The 19,250-nt window shown below is 46.1% G+C and carries 20 protein-coding genes; 2 read left to right on the top strand and 18 right to left on the bottom strand.

Going from position 1 to position 19,250, the window contains the following annotated elements; all coding sequences use genetic code 11:
• Nucleotides 1-4: 4 nt before the first annotated feature.
• The 3 genes from fliM to R7070_RS18120 all read right to left on the bottom strand — a co-directional run bounded on the left by fliM (nt 5) and on the right by R7070_RS18120 (nt 3,501).
• Nucleotides 5-1,051, bottom strand: coding sequence for a flagellar motor switch protein FliM (gene fliM, locus R7070_RS18130; RefSeq protein ID WP_005380478.1), 1,047 nt, complete (start codon nt 1,049-1,051; stop codon nt 5-7).
• A 7-nt stretch (nt 1,052-1,058) separates the two neighbouring features.
• Nucleotides 1,059-1,562, bottom strand: coding sequence for a flagellar basal body-associated protein FliL (gene fliL, locus R7070_RS18125; RefSeq protein ID WP_005380477.1), 504 nt, complete (start codon nt 1,560-1,562; stop codon nt 1,059-1,061).
• 85 nt (nt 1,563-1,647) lie between these two features.
• Nucleotides 1,648-3,501, bottom strand: coding sequence for a flagellar hook-length control protein FliK (locus R7070_RS18120; protein WP_256900665.1), 1,854 nt, complete (start codon nt 3,499-3,501; stop codon nt 1,648-1,650).
• 97 nt (nt 3,502-3,598) lie between these two features.
• Here R7070_RS18120 and R7070_RS18115 point away from each other — a divergent pair, with 97 nt between their 5' ends.
• Together R7070_RS18115 and R7070_RS18110 are read left to right on the top strand one after the other, a co-directional pair.
• On the top strand, nt 3,599-3,742 hold the full coding sequence (locus R7070_RS18115) for a hypothetical protein (RefSeq protein ID WP_182039393.1): 144 nt from the start codon (nt 3,599-3,601) through the stop codon (nt 3,740-3,742).
• Nucleotides 3,743-3,781: 39 nt separating this feature from the next.
• Complete coding sequence (locus tag R7070_RS18110; RefSeq protein ID WP_170897463.1) at nt 3,782-4,096, top strand: NIPSNAP family protein; 315 nt, start codon at nt 3,782-3,784, stop codon at nt 4,094-4,096.
• 40 nt (nt 4,097-4,136) lie between these two features.
• Here the strand turns inward: R7070_RS18110 and fliJ are convergent, their stop codons facing one another.
• The 15 genes from fliJ to R7070_RS18035 form a co-directional block, all read right to left on the bottom strand.
• Nucleotides 4,137-4,580, bottom strand: coding sequence for a flagellar export protein FliJ (gene fliJ, locus R7070_RS18105; RefSeq protein ID WP_005380474.1), 444 nt, complete (start codon nt 4,578-4,580; stop codon nt 4,137-4,139).
• Nucleotides 4,581-4,586: 6 nt separating this feature from the next.
• On the bottom strand, nt 4,587-5,906 hold the full coding sequence (fliI, locus tag R7070_RS18100; protein ID WP_256900666.1) for a flagellar protein export ATPase FliI: 1,320 nt from the start codon (nt 5,904-5,906) through the stop codon (nt 4,587-4,589).
• A gap of 3 nt (nt 5,907-5,909) precedes the next feature.
• A complete protein-coding gene (gene fliH / locus R7070_RS18095; protein WP_005380472.1) occupies nt 5,910-6,710 on the bottom strand; it encodes a flagellar assembly protein FliH in 801 nt (266 codons plus the stop codon).
• 71 nt (nt 6,711-6,781) lie between these two features.
• The gene (gene fliG / locus R7070_RS18090) at nt 6,782-7,837 is read right to left on the bottom strand and encodes a flagellar motor switch protein FliG (RefSeq protein WP_005380470.1); all 1,056 of its coding nucleotides are present in this window, start codon (nt 7,835-7,837) and stop codon (nt 6,782-6,784) included.
• On the bottom strand, nt 7,830-9,572 hold the full coding sequence (gene fliF, locus R7070_RS18085) for a flagellar basal-body MS-ring/collar protein FliF (RefSeq protein WP_005380462.1): 1,743 nt from the start codon (nt 9,570-9,572) through the stop codon (nt 7,830-7,832). The genes fliG and fliF overlap by 8 nt, the downstream gene beginning before the upstream one ends.
• Before the next feature lie 14 nt (nt 9,573-9,586).
• Entirely contained in the window at nt 9,587-9,898 is a 312-nt protein-coding gene (gene fliE, locus R7070_RS18080; RefSeq protein WP_005384482.1) for a flagellar hook-basal body complex protein FliE, read from the bottom strand.
• Between the two features lie 122 nt (nt 9,899-10,020).
• A complete protein-coding gene (locus tag R7070_RS18075; protein ID WP_005394318.1) occupies nt 10,021-11,430 on the bottom strand; it encodes a sigma-54-dependent transcriptional regulator in 1,410 nt (469 codons plus the stop codon).
• Between the two features lie 36 nt (nt 11,431-11,466).
• Nucleotides 11,467-12,498 (bottom strand): sensor histidine kinase, encoded by a 1,032-nt coding sequence (locus R7070_RS18070; protein ID WP_005380459.1) that lies wholly within the window; start codon nt 12,496-12,498, stop codon nt 11,467-11,469.
• 199 nt (nt 12,499-12,697) lie between these two features.
• A complete protein-coding gene (locus R7070_RS18065; protein ID WP_005384490.1) occupies nt 12,698-14,164 on the bottom strand; it encodes a sigma-54 dependent transcriptional regulator in 1,467 nt (488 codons plus the stop codon).
• 287 nt (nt 14,165-14,451) lie between these two features.
• On the bottom strand, nt 14,452-14,862 hold the full coding sequence (gene fliS / locus R7070_RS18060; RefSeq protein ID WP_005380457.1) for a flagellar export chaperone FliS: 411 nt from the start codon (nt 14,860-14,862) through the stop codon (nt 14,452-14,454).
• 12 nt (nt 14,863-14,874) lie between these two features.
• Nucleotides 14,875-15,180 carry a flagellar protein FliT gene (locus R7070_RS18055; RefSeq protein ID WP_017820817.1) on the bottom strand — a complete coding sequence of 102 codons (306 nt, stop codon included), beginning with the start codon at nt 15,178-15,180 and terminating at the stop codon, nt 14,875-14,877.
• A 3-nt stretch (nt 15,181-15,183) separates the two neighbouring features.
• Entirely contained in the window at nt 15,184-17,178 is a 1,995-nt protein-coding gene (fliD, locus tag R7070_RS18050) for a flagellar filament capping protein FliD (RefSeq protein ID WP_104979603.1), read from the bottom strand.
• A 21-nt stretch (nt 17,179-17,199) separates the two neighbouring features.
• Nucleotides 17,200-17,634: a flagellar protein FlaG gene (flaG, locus tag R7070_RS18045; RefSeq protein ID WP_005384493.1), complete on the bottom strand. Its 435-nt coding sequence runs from the start codon at nt 17,632-17,634 to the stop codon at nt 17,200-17,202.
• Between the two features lie 92 nt (nt 17,635-17,726).
• The gene (locus R7070_RS18040) at nt 17,727-18,857 is read right to left on the bottom strand and encodes a flagellin (protein WP_256900667.1); all 1,131 of its coding nucleotides are present in this window, start codon (nt 18,855-18,857) and stop codon (nt 17,727-17,729) included.
• Between the two features lie 288 nt (nt 18,858-19,145).
• Nucleotides 19,146-19,250 (bottom strand): flagellin (locus tag R7070_RS18035; protein WP_254661342.1); only part of this gene is annotated, 105 nt, incomplete at its 5' end.

Raw genomic sequence — 19,250 nt, 5'->3', positions numbered from 1 at the left:
TATCTTAATGGTCTATATCGTCTTCACTCTCAAGCTCGGACATGATGTCTTTACCTAAGAAAGCTAAATCTGTTTTGACGACATGTGGGCGCTCAATTTCCTCAGAAATTTGCACCGCTAATTTGTCTTCCGAACGACCCATTTTTACGCGATAGGTCGGTAGGTCTTCTACAAACATCGTCGCATGTTCTGGCATTTCAATCGGGATGATATCGCCAGGTTGCAGCTCCATGAGGTCACGCAAAGAAATGTCTTTTTCGAGCAAGTTCACGCGGAAGTTAACCGGACAATCCATGATCTCTTCACGTAGTGCTGAGCTCCAGCGAACGTCCGTTTCCATCTTGTCGGACTGAACACCTGCATCCAATAGTTCACGGATAGGCTCAACCATGGAGTAAGGCATAACGACATGAAAATCGCCGCCACCGCCGTCAACTTCTATATGGAAGGAACTCACGACAATCACTTCTGTCGGGCTGACAATGTTTGCCATACTTGGGTTTACTTCAGAGTCGAGATATTCGAACTCTACCCCCATCACTGGCGACCACGCTTCTTTATAATCTTCAAATACAATTTTCAGTAACAACTGAATGATGCGGCGTTCCGTTGGGGTAAATTCGCGGCCTTCGATTTTGGCGTGGAATCGACCATCACCGCCAAAGAAGTTTTCTACCAGAATAAAGACTAAACGAGCCTCCATGGTGATCAACGCAGTGCCTTTTAACGGACGAAAACGCACCATGTTCAAACTGGTTGGCACGTACAATGTGTTCTGGTATTCACCAAACTTCATCATCTGCACGCCATTGATCGACACCTCTGCCGTTTTACGCAGCATATTAAACAGACTAATACGCATGTGCCGTGCAAAGCGCTCGTTGATAAGTTCGAGCGTCGGCATTCGACCACGTACGATTCTGTCTTGCGACGAGAAATCAAAATTGACGGCGCCCTCAGTGTCGTTTTCTATCGGTTCATCGACGTCATCAACATCGTCAACCCCATGCAATAGCGCATCAATTTCGTCTTGGCTTAATAGATCGGTCACGTTTTACCTATTGAATAACAAAATCTGTAAACAGTACTTTTTCAATCACTGGCTTACCGACCGCAGCATTCAGCGCTGCTTTGATATCTTCGGAAGCACGATCGCGCAATTCCACTCGTCCTGTAGGAGAGCGCAATTGATCAACCGTCGCGGAAGCAAACGTTGATAGCATAGAGCTTTCAATCAGTGGCGAATGATACCGCGCCAACTCTTCATTTTCTGCACCGCGAACCATTAACTGCGCTTTAATTTGAACCAACCTATCGCGGCTATCCCCAGTAACGTTAAATACAAATGCCTGAGGAAGATTCACATACGCGATGGGCGCAGCATCCGATGCCTTCACTTGAGCCTGTTGAGACGATTCAGCCTGAGCAGGTTCATCAGAGCCCATTAGAAAAAATGCCGCTGCCCCGCCACCAAGTAGTAATACTACAACAGCGATGATGATGATAAGTAACTTGCTTTTTCCTTTCGGCGCATCGGCCCCTTGTAACTGTTCTTCTGCCATTCTTGTCTCTTATTGTTCTTTTGAGTTACCAAGACGTTTTAGTGAGTTGCTTGGTAACCGTATGCCATTGCCGTTAAACGGCCTTTTATGCGTAAAAACTAATTCCATCACGCTTTGAAGCGACATTCAAATCCAGATTGACATCAGATTCAAAACCCTCTTCGGACTGTCCAGAAAAACCGCCACTTTGCGCGCTTTGACCATGTTGTTCAGCAGTATACCTACCTTGCTGTTGCCCGCTGTTTTGTTGCTGGACGGAAGAATCAGCCAGCTGCATACCTTGTTGCGCTAGCATTTCTCTCAAACGAGGGAGCGTCTGTTCAATAATGTCACGAGCTTGCGGGTTGTTCACTGTAAAATGTACATTGGCAACGTCGTTATTCATGGTCATACGAATTTGCATACGACCTAACTCTGGTGGATCAAGACGAATATCGAGATTTTTCAGATTCTTCGACATCATCATTTGCACTTTTTCCGCAACTTGCTCGTTGGCTAGCTCTTTAGTTAGTTGCAACGGAAGCTGAGCTTGTTGTGCAGCATCAATACGCGCTTGTTGCTGTACATTAATTCCCTGCTGACCTGCCATAGCCTGAAGCTGTCCAGCGAAACCGTGTTGGAGGTCCGGCTTATCTTGTTTATCAGCAGTCGCCTTTAGCGCACCAGTCGCCAATGCTGCGTTCATCACTTTCTGGCTAATCTCTCCGTCTTTCACACCTTGAAGCGACGTCGGCACTTGCGCGGCTATCAACGTATCAGGCGTTGGAGATAATGCGACTTTTTCTCCACTATGAGCAGTTTGTGGCTGGGGTACTTGAGCCGCTGTATGCTGGATTTGCTGAGACACTGCCATAGGTCCAGCCTGGCGAGTTAAATTATGTTGTACTTGTTGCTCTGCGAGAATCTGTTTAATGTCATTAGGGAGCGCAACAAATTGGGCAAGGTCTTGATCAGGAATATCCGCCGTGATCCTTCCTTGTTTCAACCCTTCAATGATCTGAGCTTCTTGCTGAGTCAGTGGTTTTCCTTGCGCCAACTTAGTATCTATAACTTCAAGTTCATCCAAGGATACTCGTGGAAGCGCGTCGATGTTGGAACCATCAACGTCTGTTAACAACGGCGACAGATCATTAGCTACTTCACCACTGACTGCGCTCTTAGCCGTCGGATGGCTGGCTTGTTTCGCTAGCTCTTGCCAAGCAGCAAACTCAGGCGAAAGTTTGTCGACATCGATAGGTTGACCATTCTTATCTAAAATTGGCTCTAAGTCTTGTCCTGGGATCATCTGTGCTTGTTCAAGCGAATGAGCTGATGGCGTTTCATTCAAAGCCAGCTCATCAAGGTGTGTCGAAACGGTTGCTTGCTCGTGGAACGAATGCACTAAATTCGCGCTCTGAGGCAAAACTTTGCCACTATCGATGGATGCATTACTCGCATTCAGGGTTTGATTCGCTTGTTCAATTCGACCAAGAAGCTGTTGTCCTTCGCCCATCGTGCTTTTTACGTCCATTGTATTTGATGGGTTACTCGTATCAATTGATGTTGATTTCACTTTTTCAATAGCTTCAACATCATGCTCCAAAGGTGTGCTGTTACTCGCCTTTTGTAAACTTACTTCTTCACTTAAGGTTGCATTCGGTTTGTTTGCTGATATTTCATCAAAATCATGGGTCCCGTCACTGACGGATTCTTGGCTTTCTTGCGCCAACAATTCGTCCGAGACGTTAGCAGAAGAAGTACTGCCTACATCCGCTCTTTCTTTTTCTTCAACCACTGTCGATTCTGTTGCTACTTTTTCGGGCTTTTGTTTACCAGCAAATGCATCGGTTAACGTTTCTAAAAATCCCTTGCTCTCAGTGCTCTCTGCGGACGCTTTAGCGGACACATCAGAAACTGGCGTCTTGGTAGTCGCAGATACATGGGACAAATTCACACTCATTTAGAAACTCTCGTTCTCGTGGCTCTGAGCGTATCGCTGACAGACAGCAATACTGGCGGCAAACAAAGGTCAAAAAGACCCGACACTGACAGCTAAAATGCAAAAATCACACCACAATATTGAGCCAATTCTCGGTAAGCTAATAGATGGCATGTTTATGGAACAAACATCAACAGTACTATCCGAGAACCTGGTTTCTAACATGATGTACAGCTACTTGATTGACTTTGAAAAACGATAAGCGTAAACAGACATTTGACTTAACAATTAAGGAATCACTTTGAAGATCACAGAATTACGCCAATATAGAATCAGAGCAGGCAAAACAGAACAGTGGCTAAGTTGGATGAAGGAAGAACTGTTGCCCTATCAACGCTCACAAGGCATGCGTGTACTGAATACTTACGTCCACACTGGTGATGATGGACATGACTATTTTGTTTGGCTTAGAGAGTTCGACAATGAACAAGCACGCCAGGCTCTCTACGAAAAAACATACAACGAGTGGTGGGTTCACGAGATTCGACCGAAGGTATTTGAGCTAATTGAACAAGACTCAATCAAAGTTACCTTACTTGAATCGGTAGAGATGTAGTCAACTGCAACACCGTAATGCAATATCGAACCGATAACGTTTAGAAACGATGTGGTTTTCGACTGTAAAGTAAGGTGGAAAACTCGTCCATTTGCTTTTGTTCGCGCTTAGCTTCAGCAAGTTGTTTCTCTTTTTCGCGTTTGTCTATCATCCACTCATAGGATTTGCGTTCTTTACGCACGGTTAACCAATATTCTTTACAGTTTTCAACCTGCTCTTTGAAATGACTTTCTGCTTGCTTTTGCTTAGATAAAGTTTCATCTAGCTGGGTAAGGAATCGATTTAAGTGTCCATATTGACTTGCCGTTAGGCCCGCCTGACCACGGTCGACGAGCTGCTGGCAATAATCAAGCCGATACTTTTCAATTTGTTCAACCTGACGGTAATAATCTTCGAGTTCAGAACGCGCTTTGTTCAGTGCAAGCACAGCTTGGTCTTCACGATCCTTAGTTTGCTCAAGTAGAAACTCCATCGCATTATTCATGCGCTATCACCCACCCAAAATGTTTCTAAGCATATTGACGCACATATCATATGGCACTGATTCTTTCATGCTCTGCTGCAAGTATTCGTCTAACTTCGGTTTCAAAGTAAATGCGCCATCAATAGCAGGATCGGTACCCGGTTTGTACGCTCCAATCGAGACCAAATCTTGATTCTTGCGACAAATAGACAAGACCTGTCGCACCGCTTTTGACATCAGAACGTGCTCTTCGGTCGTGATTTGCGGCATAACACGGCTCACCGACTTCTCGACATCAATCGCCGGATAATGGCCTGCATCCGCCATTTCACGAGAAAGTACAATATGGCCATCAAGAATGGCTCGCGATGCGTCCGCTATCGGATCTTGCAAATCATCCCCTTCGGTCAACACGGTAAAGAACGCCGTAATCGAGCCTTGTTCGGCACTTCCATTACCCGCTCGCTCAACCAGCGCTGGCAGCTTGGCAAATACAGAAGGCGGGTAGCCTTTCGTCGCTGGCGGCTCACCAACAGAAAGTGCGATTTCACGCTGTGCTTGTGCAAAACGAGTCAACGAGTCCATCAATAGCAGAACATCTAACCCTTGGTCCCGGAAGTATTCAGCAATCGTTAATGCCGTTTGGCACCCCTTTAAGCGCATTAGAGGTGAAGCATCGGCAGGCGCCGCGACCACCACTGAGCGGCGACGACCGTCCTCACCCAAGATCTCTTCGATGAACTCTTTAACTTCACGTCCACGCTCACCTATCAGGCCGACGACCACAACCTGTGCGGTGGTGCCTCGCGTCATCATGCCAAGCGTGACCGATTTACCCACACCAGAACCTGCAAACAGACCGATACGCTGACCTTTACCAACCGTCAACAAACCATTGATGGCTTTTAGGCCAACATCGAGCGGTTCAGAAATTGGTTTTCGAGCCAACGGGTTGATCGGTTCGGCATTAAAAGAGGCACGGTGATCGGTATACAAAGGGCCAAGTCCATCAAGTGGATTCCCAACCCCGTCTATAACGCGCCCAAGTAGCTCCATGCCGACAGGCAAACCAGCGTCATTGGTTAAAGGGGTGACTCTCGCGCCAGGTAAAATGCCCGTAATTTGTTCGCTTGGCATTAAAAATAGGTTGTCACCTGAAAAGCCGACAACCTCGGCTTCCATCTGACCTGACATGGTTTCCACTAAGCATAAACTGCCAATTGGTGCGCGACAGCCGGTTGCTTCCAACGTTAACCCAACCACACGCACCAGTTTGCCAGAGGCGACAGGGCGCGTCGTAAGGCCTTCAACTTTGTAGCTTTTTAAGCGGTCAGCGAGTGCTTGCATGGATTACTCACCCTCTTGATGACGGTTTGCGCCACAAAAGCTGTGCAATACGCTTTTGACGCGTTCTTCCATGCGATAATTAATGCTTGATTCGCCGGCTTCAATCTGGACATCACCTCGATTGAGCGATGGCTCAGCAACTAACGTCCAGTTGCGACAATCAAGGTCTTCTTCACCATAAGCTGAACGAATAATCGCGACATCTTCTGGATTCAGGTGCAAGGTAATAGGGTGGCCTGATATTGGTAGCGCTTCGACCGACTGCTTCACTGTATCTAAAATAATTTGAGGGTTGGTTTGTACTTCAACGTGCACCACTTCTTTGACTAAGCAGAGCACCATATCCACCAGCTGCTTTTCAACCTGAGCATTCATCAACTCCAAAGGTTGAGCAAACTGATTGGCCAAGTTCATAAAGGTTTCAACTTGCTGCTGAATGTATTCTTGCCCTGCAGTCACCCCTTCAGCTTTTCCGAGCTCGAGACCTTCAGCATGGCCGGCTTGCAACCCTTCTTCTTTACCTTTGTCGTAGCCTTGCTTAAAGCCAGCTTCCTGACCTTGATGTAAGCCTTCTTGATAAGCACCTTGCTTAATCAGTTCAATTTGTTCTTCGGTTAGCGCAAGTGGCTGCTCTTCTTCAGGCTCATCAAAATTCGGCACCCATCCCGGGTCATAGTTGAACGCGGTTTGTTTTGCTTGTTTGGCTTTAGGCTCGCCATAATCAGGCAGCCCCCAACGTTGAGGTTCGATCATCGAATCATCTTCATCAGGACGGATAAATCCACGTTTTCTATCGCCAGCCATGGGTTACCTATTGTGTGTTCGATTAAGAAGTGAGGGTGCTCCGCAATAGGATAATTGCGAAGCAATAGAAATTATAAGAATTCGTCAGCACCGCCAGATAGCATGAGCTCACCAGCATCCGCCATTCGACGGGCAATTGCTAAGATTTCTTTCTGAGCGGCTTCTACATCTGCCACTCGTACTGGCGGCATCGCTTCTATATCATCACGCATCATATCAGCAGCACGTTTAGACATATTCTTGAAGACTTTCTCACGTAACGAGTCATCTGCACCTTTGAGTGCTTTTTGCAACACGTCTTGTGGTACGTCACGCAGCAACTTCTGAATACCTTGGTCGTCCACCTCGACTAAGTTTTCGAAGACAAACATTAGGTCTTGGATTTGCGTCGCCATGTCTTCGTCCTGATCGCGAATTTGCTCCATTAACAAACCTTCGACGTTGTTGTCTAGGTAGTTCATGATCTCCGCTGCTGCTTTCAGGCCGCCAATTTTGGCTGCTTGTGCACCCGCTTGACCCGCGAACTGTTTCTCCATGATTTCGTTCAGCTCTGCCAATGCTGATGGCTGAACTTCTTCAAGGTTGGCAATACGCATCATCAGATCCAAACGCACGCGCTCAGGGAACTGAGACAAAATCTCTGCAGATTGGTCTGCTTCTAAATAAGACAGTACGATAGTTTGAATCTGTGGGTGTTCATTGACAATAATGCTCGCCACTTGGCGTGGGTCCATCCATTTCAAAGAATCCAAGCCTTTTGATCCCGTACCAAGTAGGATCTGGTCAACCAAGTTGTTGGCTTTGTCTTCACCAAGAGCGGCAACCAGTGCATTACGCATAAAGTCTTCGCTGCCCATACCAATGTTGGTGTATTTCTGGATATCCTCCAAAAACGCACGATGAACAGCAGATACCTTGTCTTGGCTGAGATCCTTCGCGCGAGCCATCGCACTACCAACACGCTGAACCTGTTTTGGTTCTAGGTGACGGATAATGCCAGCTGCATCTTGTTCATTAAGGCTCAGTAGTAAAATTGCCGCTTTTTCTTCGCCGGTAATGGTTGAAACATCCAGCTCTACTGGCATTCCCGCGGCGTTGTCATCTTGAGGTACGATATCGTTAGCCATTGTCATTCATCCAGTTTTTCACTACTTGAGCAGCCAGTTCAGGTTCATTCGCAACCAGAGCGCGAACCGCTTTCAATACATCTTCATCTTTATGAAGGTTTGGCAAATCAATACTTGAGCCAAACTCGAACAGTTCGCTGCTTTCGATGTCACTGCCAATCAAGCTAGTTTCACCATCCGCACCAATCGGCAAGCCGTCTGGTCCGTACATTTCGTCTTCATCATCGCTGGTAGGGTTAAGCAATTTCTTCATTGCTGGGCGAACCAGAACCAACACAACCACAATAATCACTAATGCACTTGCGAACCAACGAACCCAATCACTGAAGTTAGGGTGCTCCCAAATTGGTGGTTCTTCTAGCTGCTCAGCCTCTGGCTCAGCAAACTTTACACTCAATACATTCAGTAAATCGCCACGACCTTGATCAAAGCCGACGGTACCAATTAATACTTGGCGAATAGCATTGATTTCAGATTCGGACATTGGGGTATAAGTCACTTCACCCGTATCAGGGTTAACTTGACGACGGTCTTTAATCGCAACAGAAACGGTCTGACGAGCCACCGTCCCGGTCTGCTTTCGCTCGTGGCTGATGGTGGTATCTAGCTCAAAGTTACGCGTGGACTCTTTACGAACTGAACCCTGCCCCATGACAGAACCATCTTTCATTTGAGCCACATCTTGCGGAATTGAGGCATCCGCTGGAGGCTGATTACTCAACGCACCCGGAATACCCGCTACCATGTTACCGTTATTGTAATCTTCGAGTGCGTACTCACTGCGGGTCGCAGGGGTGTTCGGATCAAAGCGTTTGCGAGTTTGTTCAACCGCACTGAAATCCATTTGGATATCAACCTGCGCCGTATAGTTGCCATAACCTAAAATCGGTAATAGTACGGAATCAATTTTTTCGCGCAGCGCTTGCTCTTGGCTGCGTTCTAATTCTTGTTCTTTGCGTCGCGCTGCAGAAGCAGGATCTTGGGAGCCTGAGCTGAGTAAGCGGCCATGCTGATCTGTGACGGTAATTCGAGAAGTTTTCATTCCCGGCACGGCACTCGCTACCATGTCGACAATAGAATCCACTTCTTGTTGCTTAAGGTTCGTGCCTGTCGACAATGTCAAAAATACCGACGCAGACGCTTCCTGGTTATGACGCACAAACACGCTGTGCTTTGGCAGTGCCAATAACACTCGTGCTTTGCGAACTTGCTTCATTTCTTCAATTGCTTGAGCTAATTGGCGCTCTCGACTGAGTTTGAGACGCTCTTGCTCGAGACGTTGTGAAACACCAAAACCCATGTCTTGCAGCAAAATATCATCGCCTGCTTCTGTAGCTTGGTTAACGCCGGAACGAACCATGCCAAGTTTGATCGAGTTGTACTCACTCGATTCAACAGAAACAGTATTGCCATCAAGCTTATAATTGATTTTCTGCTGGTCCAGATAATCCAGAACGGGGATCAATTCTTCGGTCTCATACGCACCAAGTGGGCGCATCTCCGGTTCTTTGACCCAAAAGAACAGCATCACGATCAATGCAACACAGATGGATATCGACAGCACAAGCACAACCTGACGAAGTAAATCGAGGTCGCCCACTGCCATATCGAATTTTGACGCACTGCGCTCCTCTAGATCTGGATTTTGACTCTCCACATCCACATCGGAACTTGCTACCAGTGCACCATCTGAGCCGCCTTCAGTGACGGTTAAATCTGTAGACTTGTCTGCCACACTTATTACCTAAATTACACTGGCATGTTCATGAGGTCTTTATATGCCTCAACGAGTTTATTGCGAATTTGAACCGTCGCATCAAAAGCGACACTAGACTTGTTACGAGCGATCATAACGTCAGAAAGGGATACATCGGCATCACCACGATCAAAACGGGTTTGTAAATCACCAGATGCTTTTTGAAGTGTGTTCACGTTATTGATGGCTTTAGTTAGGAGATCGTTAAAATCCGCTCCAACTTTCGCCCCACTTGCAGTAGGAGCCGTATTGGTTGCTTCTACCATCATGGCGCGCATTTCTGCCTGAATACCATCAATTTTCATTAGCACCTCTAAGCCAAAAGATTGACTATTAACAAAACTGATTATTGACACAGCAATTAACGTGCCATAAGACATTAGCAATCAATTTACTTACACTTTTCGTCTTATGGCCGTTGTCTGTGTTAATTCGGGATATCTATACCAGCATCACGCATTTTGGCAAGCTTATAGCGCAAGGTTCGAGGGCTTATACCCAGTTTCTCCGCCATTTCTTTGCGTCGACCATTACACTCAACCAAAGTCTCCAAAATAATGGCGTATTCTTGATCGCGCAGCTCGCTGCCTAAGCCTTCTCCACCAGTTACTGGGCGGCTGACACTCTCAGCTTGAGCAACTGGCTTAACATTGGGCACGACCATATCTGCATTTTGCACCACGTGTTGCAAGCTATTGGCATCTTGCCAATCTACGCCCTCGAGCAAAATGTGCTCTGCATCGATGTCGCCATTTTCACTTAATATCAGCGCTCGTTGAACCACGTTATCCAATTCACGAACATTACCCGGCCAAGGGTATTGCAATAGTTTTTCTAACGCAACGGTCGAGAATTGAGGCACTGGCATGCCCATTTTGCTGCAATGACGCTCAGCAAGATGCTTGGCAAGCGGTGCAATATCGCCTTTACGTTCTTTAAGTGCAGGCCACGCAATTGGGAATACATTCAGGCGGTAATATAAGTCCTCTCTGAAGTTTCCTTCTGACACGTATTGCTTAAGATCACGGTTACTCGTCGCTAACACACGAACATCTAACTTGATGCTTTTGCGACTGCCTAGGCGCTCTACTTCTCGCTCTTGCAAAACACGCAACAACTTCGCTTGCAGGTTCAAGTCCATTTCGCTGATTTCATCAAGCAAGATTGTGCCACCTTGCGCTTGTTCGAACTTTCCTGGGCATGCCTGAACAGCACCAGTAAATGCGCCCTTTTCATAGCCAAACAGTGTTGCTTCGAGCATATTGTCAGGAATCGCGGCACAGTTAATTGCGACAAAAGGACCATTTTTACGATTTGACGCGTTGTGAATATAACGCGACATCACTTCTTTACCTGAGCCACTCGGACCTAGCACCATAACATTCGCATCTGTACGCGCCACTTTATCGGCCAACGCGAGTAAGCGCAGACTTTTCTCATCAGCAACGATAGCGTCACCGTTGTCATCACTTTTTATCGGTGCATAACGACTGACCATATTTAGCAACACTTCTGGTGCAAATGGTTTCGCCATGTAGTCAATCGCGCCATCTTTCATTGCAGACACGGCATCTTCAATATTGGCGTATGCCGTCATTAGCAATACTGGTAAGTTAGGCCAATTCTGCTTGATGCTTTTGAGCAGAGCTAAGCCACCCATACCCGCCATTTGCACATCAGAAACGACGATATCAACCGTATTCGATTTCAGCTTCAACAGTGCATCTTCAGCACAGTCCGCTTCCAACCACTCATACCCTGCCAGAGCCAGAGTATCGACTAGGGCTTCACGAAGACCTTCATCGTCTTCTACGATCAGCACTTTGCTTTGCGCCATTATGATTCTCCAGAAATTGTTATTACCAAAGGCCGCTTATTGCGCTTCTGTTTGCACTCGCTCTAGCGGAATGCACATGGTGAAGCAGGCTCCATCACCCTGCTCTGAAATAAGTTCCAATCGACCGTCATGGGCACGGCAAACCATTTGAACAACTGCCAACCCTAATCCAGTTCCTTGAGAACGTGTGGTAAAAAATGGCTCCATGATTTTGGCTTGCAGTTCTTCGGGCACACCCGGTCCGCTGTCTTGCACAGAAATGCGTAACTCACCATTTACCGGGCGGAAAAAAATATCGACTTGCGATTCTTTACCAGACATTTGAATCGCGTTCATGACCAGATTACTTAATGCGGATGCAATGGCGTTCGCATTGCCTAGTAGTTCAGTTTGTTCTTCTTCCACTTCTAGGCAGTAATCAATACTGTTGTTTTTTAGCGCGGTTTCGACCATCGGCTGGTATTCCGCTACCAACTGGGCAATCGTAAATGGCTTAATGACTTTATTATCACCACCTTTAGCAAAAAGCAGCATATCATTAACCTGCTTTTCCAAATCGTGCAGTCGATCCATTAATTTGGTTTGGAAGCGATCTTTTGTCGCTGGAGGAAGATTTGGCGCTCCCAAATTGGATGCATATAACATAGCGCTCGACAGCGGCGTTCTTACTTGGTGAGCAAGCGACGCAACCATACGTCCTAACGACGATAAGCGCTGTAAATCACTGACACGAGCTTGAAGTAAACGGGTTTCGGTTAAATCGGTAATCAGGATCAATTGACCTGTTGTGGACGCCGAGATGGCGAGTCGAACTTTACGGCCATTACGTAATGAAACTTCATGGCCATCATCTTCACGTGGGTCAAACACCGCCTGGATAACGTTGAACCATTTTTCGTTAACCAGTGGAATCTCGAGAATTCGGTGCGCTTCTGGATTTGCTTCACGCACTACTCCGTACGTATCGAGCAAAATCACTCCAGCAGGCATCACATCGAGCACCTGTTTGTAGCGCTCAACCTGATTCTCTACGGAATCTAAATGGGATTGATTGGTGTTGTTATCCATTACTGCCTGTCGAAATATCGCCGCTAAAACTAAAATAGCTTGGCAAGCAATTAGCGTACCAAGCTATTTTTTATATTTATCAGGACGTTAAGCTATCGACAATAAGTTGACACTCAGAGATAACGGTTTTGGATGCCAGAAAAGCGATGTTAACCAGCCCAAGTGATTATTCAGATATCGTCTTAAAACTTCACTTTACCTAGCGCTGTAAGTTGTACTTACGCATTTTTTCCACCAGCGTAGTACGTCGCATACCCAGCATGTCGGCCGCTCTTGCAACAACGCCACCCTGCGCTTCTAATGCTTGGCTGATCATATTAACTTCTAAATCAGCCAGCAGCTCTTTCAAATTAACCCCTTCCGGTGGCAGCGCTTGCGGGGCGTTCATGCTGTGATCAAGGTCGTCTTGATCTTCAAAGCTAAAATCTTCAGAGAAGATATCTTGGAATACATCACGCTCTTGCTCTTCCACCGAAACAAATGGATTGCTCTCTGGTTGGAACTCTGGGATGTCACTGTAGCGATATTTGGTTGGTAGATGGTTTACATCCACCAAGCTATTTGGATACAGAATAATCATTCGCTCAACAAGATTAGCCAACTCGCGTACGTTGCCCGGCCAGTTATGCTCCATAAGTGAGTTGATTGCACGAGGTGTAAAGCAGATAGGTTGTCCGCCCTCCGCCTCTAAACGTGTCATCAGTTCTTGCAGCAGCAATGGTATATCTTGTTTGCGCTCTTTCAGCGCTGGCATCTCAATTGGAAACACGTTCAGGCGATAGAACAAGTCTTCTCGGAACGTGCCTTCTTCAATCATATTTTCTAGATTACGGTGTGTCGCCGCCACCACTCGAACATTTACCTTGATGGTACTATTGCCACCTACACGTTCAAAGCAGCGTTCTTGCAATACACGAAGCAACTTTACTTGCATCGACATTGGCATATCGCCAATCTCATCAAGAAAGATAGTGCCACCGTCTGCGAGCTCAAATCGACCTTTACGGGCAGTTAACGCACCAGTAAACGCGCCTTTTTCGTGACCAAATAATTCGCTTTCTAGGAGCTCAGGCGGTATTGCACCACAGTTAATAGGTACAAATGCGCCATCGCGGTATGAAGAATGATAGTGGATGTTACGCGCAACAACTTCTTTACCCGTACCGGACTCACCTAAGATCAACACGTTTGCTTCCGTGTTTGATACTTGCTCAATCAGGTGTCGAACTTCTTGAATACCTCTACTTTGACCAACTAAGCTGCGAAAAAGCGTGTTTTTGCGTGCACTAGCAACAACATTCACTCCTTTTCGCCCCAGAAAATCTTTGCAGTGGCGTAACGCTTCACTAAGCTGTGGGTAATTAAGCGGCAGCTCTAGTTCACCAACAAAATTTGGAAGATCATCAACAGGCAAAGGAAAACGGCCCATGACTAGAAGAGGGATGTGGTAAGCGCTGTTTAAATGAGAGATAACCGTACTCGCCGCTTGACCTGCTGGAATATTACCAACAATACAGCACGACCATACGCTAGACCAATCAACATCGCTGAGCTGATCAGAACTGACCGCTTCGCAATTTTCTCCAACAAATTCCAATATATTGCTTAAATTTAAACGACTTGATGCGTCATCATCAATTACAAGCAGCTTTGCCAAACCATGCATAAGTAAGAATGATTGCCTTTATTTTAGGTGCGTTGCGGCCAAACCTTGATTTGCGCAATTGGGTGCTAAAGAAGGCAGAACCACCACACTCAATTTACGATAGACAAAATAGGAAAATCAGCAACAAAAAAGCCATTAGGGCTACTAATGGCTTCTATTTTATTTGAATATAAAAATAAGGCAACCAAGCAATGGAGAGGTGTGAGCTTGATAGAAACTTTGCTACACAACTCGTTGCGCAATTGACAAATATATTCGTCTAGTATCTTAACGCATTGTTTTGACTATTAAATACCAACTTCAGCAGCGGTAAGATTATGAAACTCTGTTGGGATTTGGTCCCAAGCGGACTTGATCTCACGGATAATGTCGATAACGTCGTCGATCAGCTGAGGCTCATTTTGATGGTTAGCAGCAGAAATTTGCGTGATCATAAACTCATACAGTGAATCTAAGTTTGAAGCAATATCACCACCGTCATCCATAGATAGACAGCTGCGTAGCGCGATAATGATGTCTAACGCTTTACCTAAGCGCTCACCTTTTGCTGGAATATTGCCTGCTTGCATGGCTGCTTTACCTTGAATAAGGCGCTCAATCGCACCAGCCATAAGCATTTGAATGACTTTGTGCGGAGAAGCCGCGCTAAGCTGGCTGTCGACTGATACCTTTTTGTATGCTTGCAAAGAACCGCGCATAGTAATCCTCTTTTAAATAAATTTTTTGTACTGCTGAAGTGAACGCTGGCCATAACGAAACTTATGGAGCTCTTTTCCGACCTTTGACGTTTCCGATTGCATCAGCTCGACAATTCTTTTGGTACGAGTTAGCAATGCTTGCCACTCTGCATCCTGCTTAACCAAAGGATTTTGATGAATAATTGGTAACAGGTTCTGCAATAACCGTTCCCTGATATCGACCAAGCGAAGAATTTCTTCAGCATTAAAGTCAACTTTTTCTAATTCTTGCGTAATTAGTTGATCTATATCACTAATTTCCATGAGTTCTTTTTGCATTTATTAACCCAACGCACTCATCAAAGCGCCTAACTGGCCTTGCATTTTACCGGTCGCATCTTGCATCGCGGTAAACTTCGCATGAGTACGCTTCTCTAGGCTTTCCATGCGGCGATCTAATGCCGCTTGATCGTCACTCAAACGGTAGTTTTGTTCTGTGAGACTTTTTTCTCGAGTACGAATACTGCCTGTAATACCTGTGATACCGTGAATCGCATCTTCTACTCGTTTAGCAAAACCTGTGTTGCCACCGAAGAACTTTTCTAACTCGTTGAAGTTATTGTTCAACTGGCGGTCTAGCATGTCATAGTTGATTTCTAGGGTGCCTTGACGTGTGGTCGTAATGCCAAATTCTGTTAAGGACTTTAGGTTTTCAGGCGCCTTATCGATTCGAGTAGAAAAGACCGATTTTAATCGTGAATCTGCACTGCGTACGGTGCTGTCACCTGACAACGGCCCTTTTTGACCCGTTACCGGATCCACACTCGCCAACGCTTGGGAGGTTTGATAAAACGAGTTATACGCTGCCACAAAGTTTTCGATATCGTTGCGTACACTTTGACGGTCGTACTCGACACCAATTTCAGCAGGCGGTTTATTCGGTTCTGATTTGCCTTTTAGTGTTAAATCAACACCTTCGATCGCATCTTCAATCACATTGTTGTGGCTAGATAGCTTTGCCACGCCATCAAGCAGAACTTCTGAATCTTGCCCTGCTTGTACTTCTGTCATCCCAAGGTATTCTTCAAAAGCAGATTGTGCCTTTGCGATTTTCGCTTCTGCTTCATCAATTTTTTCCAGACGCTCACGTTCTTGAGGATCAAGTTTAGCGCGATGAATTTGCTTAGCTTGCGCTTCGGAAAGTTCACCACGTGCCACTTTTTCGTCTAACGCTTGCTTTTCACTCGCAATTTTTTGCTCGATTTCCGCTTTTTCTTGCTCAAGAAGCTGCTTAGCCTCTTTCGTCGTAACGTAAGAATCGGTTAGGGTGCCCGATGCGGCATTATTCCAGCCTGGTACATCTGGTGCCTTCTCTATTGCCTTTTCGTCGAGTTCGAGCTCTGGTTCTTCATAAGAGTCCAACAAAGTACCTGACGCAGTTTCTGTCCACCCTGGAATTCTGTCTTCAGGGCGTAAGCTCGCGCGTCGATTGGCTTCATCAATGGCTTCTTGACCAGCTTTGGCTGCTTCTGCACCCGCCGCAGAGATTGGCGCCTGCGATGCATCATCTTGTACATCGTCTGCCGCTTTTTGCTCTTCTGGAGGTAGAGGATTGCCGTTTACATCCAGATCTTCTGCTGGTTGTTCCGGAAATTTAAGAGGACCTAAGACATCTTCCGCCGCTGAACGAGCTTCTTCAAGCGCGTTGACGCGGTCTTCAAGTGTTTGGTATTCGAAATATTTAAGAGGGTTGCCTTTTTCTGCCTCCACACTGACTCTGATTTGATGATCCTTACCAGAGAGGTTAGAAGCAAGGATAAGGCGTGGACCTTCGACGTCGTTAATAAGAGATGCACGAACGCCAGGGTTATCTTTAGCGCCATTGATGCCACGTACGACATCGATGAGCTTAGATCGGGAACGAACATCGATATTAAAACGCTCATCACCAAGCGAAATCTGCAGCTTACCAGGGCCAAATTTTGCGTCTTCTGGCAATACGTCAGAAGCGACTTTATGGCTCTGAGCAAGCTGCAACACATCGATAGCATATTTGCCAGCGATAGCATCTGTGGTTGCCGTGGCAGATACGATATTGTCATCGGTCGTTTCGACAGTGCGAACGGCAAATGCTTTCTCCTGGCGAAAGTTCGCCATGAGATTTTTCATCGTATCCAATGATTCTCTGAGTCGTCCGTAAGCACTGATACTGGCATTAATTGTCGTGCGTTCGTTGTCGATGCGTTGCTGCTTTGGTACGCGTTCGGCATCCACAATTTTGCTGACCATGGAATTAATATCCATGCCGCCAGACATCCCCAAAGGGCCTAAACTCATCAAATCACCTCTAAAAACGACTTACACTTTTTCAGTCAACAACCCGCTGTTGGCTGTGTGCTCAGCTAGGCGACGCAATACCACTAGCATTTCTTCATCAGGAATTTGACGAATCACGTCACCGGTATTGGCTTCATAAATCGTCACCACATCTCGTCCGGATTCTTCATCCACTCGAAATGCGACTCCTTTGTTTATGGACGTTACAAATTCATTCATTTGTGCGACCAATTTTTCACGTTCTTCTTTGTTCAGTTCTTGACGGCTTTCAGCCATCTCGATCGCAGCTTGAACAGAGAAGTCGTATTCGGTGTTTTTCGCTTTTTGCGGCGAAATCTCACCATTTGAATTTGCTGGGCTAGACGTGCCTATATCATTGCCATTTTTATTTGCAAACTTTGTGCCATTTGGCGTGCCGTAAGGCTGGATGTTCGATGCGTAGGAGGATATATCCATTACAATCTCCCTTCCACCTTATGGGCTAACGATAGAATCTATCGCTTTGGTGCCCCAGCACTAAGGTGTTGACCTCAGGCTGGGTTTACCACTTAGCCCAACAAGCTTAGCGCTGCAGATGGAGACTGCTTCGCTTGAGCCAGGATTGAAGTACTTGCTTGCTGAAGAATTTGCGACTTAGTCATCGCAGTGGTTTCCTTCGCGTAATCAGTATCTTTAATACGGCTTTTAGACGCGTTAACGTTCTCGTTAATGTTGTCTAGGTTGCTGATTGCGTGGTTGAAGCGGTTTTGGAAAGCACCGAGTGAAGCTCGTTGGCTGTCTACGGACTTAAGAGCACCGTCGATAACCGCTACTGCTTCTTGAGAGCCAGCTACTGTGGTTACATCGATGTCTTTCACTGTTACGTCTTTCGGGCCACCAAAGCCGATCTCGTCTGCTAGGTTGCCAGAAAACTCAACATCACCTTCAACTTTTTGAGAAGAAGCAAATATTTGTAGTTTGCCATCTTCGCCAACAGAGGCTTTTACATCATCGTTTTGACCGTTGATGTATGTCGCTAGCTGTTCAATATCATCGCCTTGTTTAGCGCTGATTGATAGCTCTTTCTCTTCACCCTGCTTGTTGGTATAGCTCATTTTGAACTCTGTTTTCTCACCAACAGTCCAAGATGCGTCTTTACCCTCTTCTGCTGCGTAGCTCTTACCACCCATTGCTGAAGTGTCTGAGCGTAGGTTACCCATAGAAAGCATCACTGCTTCACCTGAGTCCGCACCGATTTGGAAAGATTGAGTACCGTAAGTACCGTTTAGAAGCTTGTTACCACCGAAAGAGGTAGTTTCAGCAATACGGTTTAGCTCGTCGTTTAGCGCTGTTACTTCTTCTTGGATCGCTACACGTTCTGCTTTTGAGTTAGAGCCGTTCGCCGATTGAAGCGAAAGATCACGCATACGTTGTAGGATGTTGGTAGATTCATTCATTGCACCTTCAGCAACCTGTGCAATAGAAATACCGTCGTTTGCGTTTTTCACTGCCATGTCTAGGCCACGGCTTTGTGCATTCAAGCGGTTTGAAATCTGTAGACCTGCAGCATCGTCTTTCGCGCTATTGATTTTATAACCCGAAGACAAACGCTCCATAGATTTTTGTTGACCGTCAGCTGCCTGGTTTAGGTAACGCTGTGCAGTCATCGCAGAAACGTTAGTATTAACGTTAATCGCCATAATTGATCTCCTTAAGGCTTTAGTGAATGTACCGTCGTGTCTCTCACCTCACTTAGGTACATCTCATTTCTCTCAGTCCCTTTAACGGCGACCGATGAATATCCTTTAGAAGAAATTTTCAATTTTTTGCGATTATTTTCTTTGGCTTACTGAAATGTGATGAAGCTCTAATGTCGTGATTCGCAGAAATCCTGGGGGCCCAAAAGACAGAAAAAAACCCAGCCGAAGCTGGGTTTACTCGCTCATCTCTCACCACGAGCCAATGAGGTTCTCGTCTTAGGTTTGAAATTAACCTAGCAGACTTAGCGCTGAGTTTGGCGCTTGTTTCGCTTGCGCAAGGATTGAGCTTGACGCTTGCGATAGAATTTGTGATTTGGTCATTGCCGTCGTTTC

This window comes from Vibrio sp. 1557, from assembly GCF_033340175.1.
GTDB lineage: Bacteria > Pseudomonadota > Gammaproteobacteria > Enterobacterales > Vibrionaceae > Vibrio > Vibrio alginolyticus.
The sequence above is the reverse complement of the archived record's forward strand: the minus strand, read 5'-3'. Positions and strand labels throughout refer to the sequence as shown.

Excerpts from the sequence above, each read along its gene's own strand:
- fliL (WP_005380477.1), bottom strand. The coding sequence starts at position 1,562 with ATGGCAGAAGAACAGTTACAAGGGGCCGATGCGCCGAAAGGAAAAAGC.
- R7070_RS18120 (WP_256900665.1), bottom strand. The coding sequence starts at position 3,501 with ATGAGTGTGAATTTGTCCCATGTATCTGCGACTACCAAGACGCCAGTT.
- R7070_RS18115 (WP_182039393.1), top strand. The coding sequence starts at position 3,599 with ATGCAAAAATCACACCACAATATTGAGCCAATTCTCGGTAAGCTAATA.
- fliJ (WP_005380474.1), bottom strand. The coding sequence starts at position 4,580 with ATGAATAATGCGATGGAGTTTCTACTTGAGCAAACTAAGGATCGTGAA.
- fliI (WP_256900666.1), bottom strand. The coding sequence starts at position 5,906 with ATGCAAGCACTCGCTGACCGCTTAAAAAGCTACAAAGTTGAAGGCCTT.
- fliH (WP_005380472.1), bottom strand. The coding sequence starts at position 6,710 with ATGGCTGGCGATAGAAAACGTGGATTTATCCGTCCTGATGAAGATGAT.
- fliG (WP_005380470.1), bottom strand. The coding sequence starts at position 7,837 with ATGGCTAACGATATCGTACCTCAAGATGACAACGCCGCGGGAATGCCA.
- fliE (WP_005384482.1), bottom strand. The coding sequence starts at position 9,898 with ATGAAAATTGATGGTATTCAGGCAGAAATGCGCGCCATGATGGTAGAA.
- R7070_RS18075 (WP_005394318.1), bottom strand. The coding sequence starts at position 11,430 with ATGGCGCAAAGCAAAGTGCTGATCGTAGAAGACGATGAAGGTCTTCGT.
- R7070_RS18070 (WP_005380459.1), bottom strand. The coding sequence starts at position 12,498 with ATGGATAACAACACCAATCAATCCCATTTAGATTCCGTAGAGAATCAG.
- R7070_RS18065 (WP_005384490.1), bottom strand. The coding sequence starts at position 14,164 with ATGCATGGTTTGGCAAAGCTGCTTGTAATTGATGATGACGCATCAAGT.
- fliS (WP_005380457.1), bottom strand. The coding sequence starts at position 14,862 with ATGCGCGGTTCTTTGCAAGCATACAAAAAGGTATCAGTCGACAGCCAG.
- R7070_RS18055 (WP_017820817.1), bottom strand. The coding sequence starts at position 15,180 with ATGCAAAAAGAACTCATGGAAATTAGTGATATAGATCAACTAATTACG.
- fliD (WP_104979603.1), bottom strand. The coding sequence starts at position 17,178 with ATGAGTTTAGGCCCTTTGGGGATGTCTGGCGGCATGGATATTAATTCC.
- flaG (WP_005384493.1), bottom strand. The coding sequence starts at position 17,634 with ATGGATATATCCTCCTACGCATCGAACATCCAGCCTTACGGCACGCCA.
- R7070_RS18040 (WP_256900667.1), bottom strand. The coding sequence starts at position 18,857 with ATGGCGATTAACGTTAATACTAACGTTTCTGCGATGACTGCACAGCGT.